Genomic DNA, 3,267 nt, shown 5'->3' on the forward strand with positions numbered 1-3,267 from the left:
GCGATCGGGCGCATAGCTCAGTTGGTAGAGCAGCTGACTCTTAATCAGCGGGTCCTAGGTTCGAACCCTAGTGCGCCCACCAAGTAAAACAATGACTTGCAAGCCAATGCCTCCGAGGCGTTGGAATTCCGTTGAGAGCGGGCGCTCCGATCGTAGCGGCTCGTCGTGCTGGCGTTCGTGTGCGTGGCCGCGTTACGGAGATCGCCGGTGTCGGCGCCAACGTTTGATCCTTCCGTGATCCCGCCTCAGGCGATCGACGCGACCCGTCTTCCGGTGATGGCGGGCGACCGCGGGGTCATCCCGAACCGCACGATCTCACCGTGGAGCCGGTCGAGGGACACGATCCGCTCAGCCGCGCCGCGCTCGATCGCCTCCTTGGGCATCCCGAAGACCACGCAGCTCTCCTCGTCCTGCGCGAGCGTGGCGGCGCCGGCCTTGCGCATTTCGAGGAGCCCGTTGGCGCCGTCGTCGCCCATGCCCGTCATGATGATGCCGAGCGCGTTTCCGCCCGCGCATTGCGCGGCCGAACGGAACAGCACGTCGACGGAGGGGCGGTGGCGGGAGACCAGCGGTCCGTCCTTGATCGCCACGCAGTAACGGCCGCCGTTGCGCTGGAGCAGCATGTGCCGGGCCCCCGGCGCGATCAGCGCCCGGCCCGGCAGCACCGCGTCGCCATCCTCCGCCTCCTTCACCGCGATGGCGCAGAGCCCGTTCAGCCGCTTGGCGAAGGCGGCCGTGAAATGCTCCGGCATGTGCTGCACGATGACGATGCCGGGGCAATCCACCGGCAGGACTTCGAGGACGTCGCGCAGCGATTCCGTCCCGCCGGTGGACACGCCGATGCACACGACCCGGTCCGTCTGGGTCACGACGCGGCCGGGGATCGGGGGCGGGATCATCACGTCGGCGGTGAGCTTGGCCTCCACGAGGCGCGAGGGCCGCTTCCCGCCGCGCAGCCGCGCCCCGGCGGCGGCCCTGACGGCGTCGCAGACGCGCACGGAGGATTCGAGCAGGAACTGGCGGGTGTCGACCCGGGGCTTCGGGATGACGTCGACCGCGCCGGCTTCGAGCACGTCGAACAGCATGTGCGAACCCCGCTCGGTCAGGGTCGAGCAGATGATCACCGGGATCGGCTTCTGGGCCATGATCTTGCGCAGGAAGGTCAGCCCGTCCATCCGCGGCATCTCGAGGTCGAGGATGATGACGTCGGGCATGTCCTCCTGGATGCGCCGCGCCGCCGCGTAGGGGTCGGCCGCCGTGCCGAGGACGGCGATGTCGGGCGCCTCTTCGAGGATGGCGACGAGGGTCTGCCGGACGGAGGCCGAATCGTCCACGACGAGGACGCGGATGGGATCTGTGATGCTCATCGGGGGGCCTGACTCACTTTCCGGAAGACGCTCGACGAGACTTGGTTCAGGCCGATCGCCCCTGCACCCGCCATGGATTCCGAGTGGCCGACGATCAGGTAGCCGCCCGGCCTCAGATGCCGCGCCAGGTGTTCGATCACGGCTTTCTGGGTCGACTTGTCGAAGTAGATCAGGACGTTGCGGCACAGGACGATGTCGACGTCGCGATCGACGTCATAGTGTTCGTCCATGAGGTTCAGGTGTCTGAACTGCACGCGCCGGCGAAGCTCGGGCACGATCCGGCCCTCCCTGCGGGCGGAATCGAGCGCCTCCATCACGTAGCGCCGGCGCAGGTCCGGCGGGATCGGCGCCAGCATCTCGTGGCTGTAGATTCCGTCGCCGGCGCGGCCCAGGACCTCCGTCGAGATGTCCGTGCCGAGGATGGAGAACGACAGTCGGTGCCCACGCCGGATCATGTCGTCGAGGACGATCGCCAGGGTGTAGGCCTCGGCCCCGATCGAGGCGGCGGCACTCCAGACCTTCAGTTGGAGCGGTCCCGTGCCGGCCTGGGTGGCGAGCTTCGGCACCGCCACGTCGCGCAGGAACTCGAAATGGGCCGGCTCGCGGAAGAAGTCGGTCTTGTTCGTGGTCACGCAATCGACGAGATGGGTGTACTCGGCGTCGAGGCGCCCCTCGTCGAAGAGGTGGCGGCCATAGGCTTCGAGCCCGTCGAGGTCGAGCGCCCGCACACGCTTGCGCAGGCGGCCTTCCACCATGGTGCGCTTGGCGGCGGGAAGCTGGATACCGACCTGCCGCTCGATCAGGTCGACGATCGACCGGAAGTGGCGGTCGGCGAGGCGATCGGCGAGAATGTCCACGGCCGCCATCGACATCAGGCGGCGATCGCCGAGGCGAAACCCGCGGCGTCGTCGGACGCCATGAGCTGGCGCAGGTCGAACACCACCACGAAGGCTTCGCCCTTGCGGCCGATGCCGGCGATGTAGCTCGACCGCCAGCGGCCACCGACTTCCGGCGGCGGCTCCATGCGGTCGCCGTCGAGGTCGGTCACCTCGAAGACCCGGTCCGCGATGAAGCCGACACCCATCTGGCGCTCGTCCACCGGCACGTTGAGAAGGATGATGCGCGTGGCGGGCGTCGGGTCGATGCCGGGCAGTCCGAGCTTGGTCCTCAGGTCGACGACCGGATAGCTCTGGCCGCGCACGTCGATCATGCCGACGAGGAATTCGGGCGCGTGCGGCAGGGCCGAGATCGGACGCAGATCCAGGATCTCGTGGACGTGCTCGATGGGAATCCCGAAGGTCTCGCGGTCCAATCCGAGCGTAAGGTACTGCGACGTGCTCGACATCGGTGAACTCCAGCGCAAATCGCTCAGCGCCATCGTGGCGCCAAAAGCTTGATCAATCCTGCAGGAATCGGGATGTTCGGTCCCGTATGGATTGGCCCGCGCGACGAACGCCCGCGCGGGCCGTTTTCCGGGCTCAGCCGGCCCGGCGGAATTCGGCGTCGCCGTCGTCGCCCGCATCCATGTCGAGCGCGAAGCCGCCGTTGCCCTGGGGCCGTGCGCCCTTCCGGGCCGACGGCGTCTTGACCGCTGGCGATTTGATCGCGGCCGATGGCACCTTCATCCGGCCCGCGGTCTTGCGCAGCGCCGCCACCGAGGCGTCGACGGTCCTGCCCGACGCCTCCGCATCGATCCGGAAGTACGAGATCGTCACCTGGAGCTGCTCGGCCTGGGCGGCCAGCTCTTCCGACGTCGCCGAGACCTGCTCGGAGGCGCTGGCGTTCTGCTGCGTCACCTTGTCGAGCTGCTGGATCGCCTGGTTGATCTGCGAGGACCCGACATCTTGCTCGCGGCAGGCCGCGGTGATCTCCTCCACCAGTTCGGCCGTCTTCTTGATGT

The 3,267-nt window shown here is 68.0% G+C and carries 3 protein-coding genes, 1 tRNA gene and 1 pseudogene; 1 reads left to right on the plus strand and 4 read right to left on the minus strand.

The window, feature by feature from the left end:
- The first annotated feature begins 6 nt into the window (after window positions 1-6).
- Window positions 7-82: transfer RNA gene (locus ACFE86_RS21875), tRNA-Lys, on the plus strand.
- Window positions 83-245: 163 nt separating this feature from the next.
- On the opposite strand, the gene ACFE86_RS21880 is transcribed toward ACFE86_RS21875, so the two are convergent.
- The 4 genes and pseudogenes from ACFE86_RS21880 to ACFE86_RS21895 form a co-directional block, all read right to left on the minus strand.
- Window positions 246-1,367 (minus strand): chemotaxis response regulator protein-glutamate methylesterase, encoded by a 1,122-nt coding sequence (locus tag ACFE86_RS21880; protein ID WP_375457419.1) that lies wholly within the window; start codon window positions 1,365-1,367, stop codon window positions 246-248.
- On the minus strand, window positions 1,364-2,239 hold the full coding sequence (locus tag ACFE86_RS21885; RefSeq protein WP_375457420.1) for a CheR family methyltransferase: 876 nt from the start codon (window positions 2,237-2,239) through the stop codon (window positions 1,364-1,366). The genes ACFE86_RS21880 and ACFE86_RS21885 overlap by 4 nt, the downstream gene beginning before the upstream one ends.
- The gene (locus ACFE86_RS21890) at window positions 2,239-2,712 is read right to left on the minus strand and encodes a chemotaxis protein CheW (protein WP_375457421.1); all 474 of its coding nucleotides are present in this window, start codon (window positions 2,710-2,712) and stop codon (window positions 2,239-2,241) included. The genes ACFE86_RS21885 and ACFE86_RS21890 overlap by 1 nt, the downstream gene beginning before the upstream one ends.
- Window positions 2,713-2,845: 133 nt before the next feature.
- Window positions 2,846-3,267 (minus strand): annotated as a pseudogene (locus ACFE86_RS21895) (methyl-accepting chemotaxis protein); the annotation flags it as partial.

The organism is uncultured Methylobacterium sp. (genome assembly GCF_964244095.1).
In the GTDB taxonomy this organism is placed as follows: Bacteria; Pseudomonadota; Alphaproteobacteria; order Rhizobiales; family Beijerinckiaceae; genus Methylobacterium.

Bases quoted from the DNA above. Each gene is read 5' to 3' on its own strand.
- ACFE86_RS21885 (WP_375457420.1), bottom strand. From the start codon at position 2,239: ATGTCGATGGCGGCCGTGGACATTCTCGCCGATCGCCTCGCCGACCGC.
- ACFE86_RS21890 (WP_375457421.1), bottom strand. From the start codon at position 2,712: ATGTCGAGCACGTCGCAGTACCTTACGCTCGGATTGGACCGCGAGACC.
- ACFE86_RS21880 (WP_375457419.1), bottom strand. From the start codon at position 1,367: ATGAGCATCACAGATCCCATCCGCGTCCTCGTCGTGGACGATTCGGCC.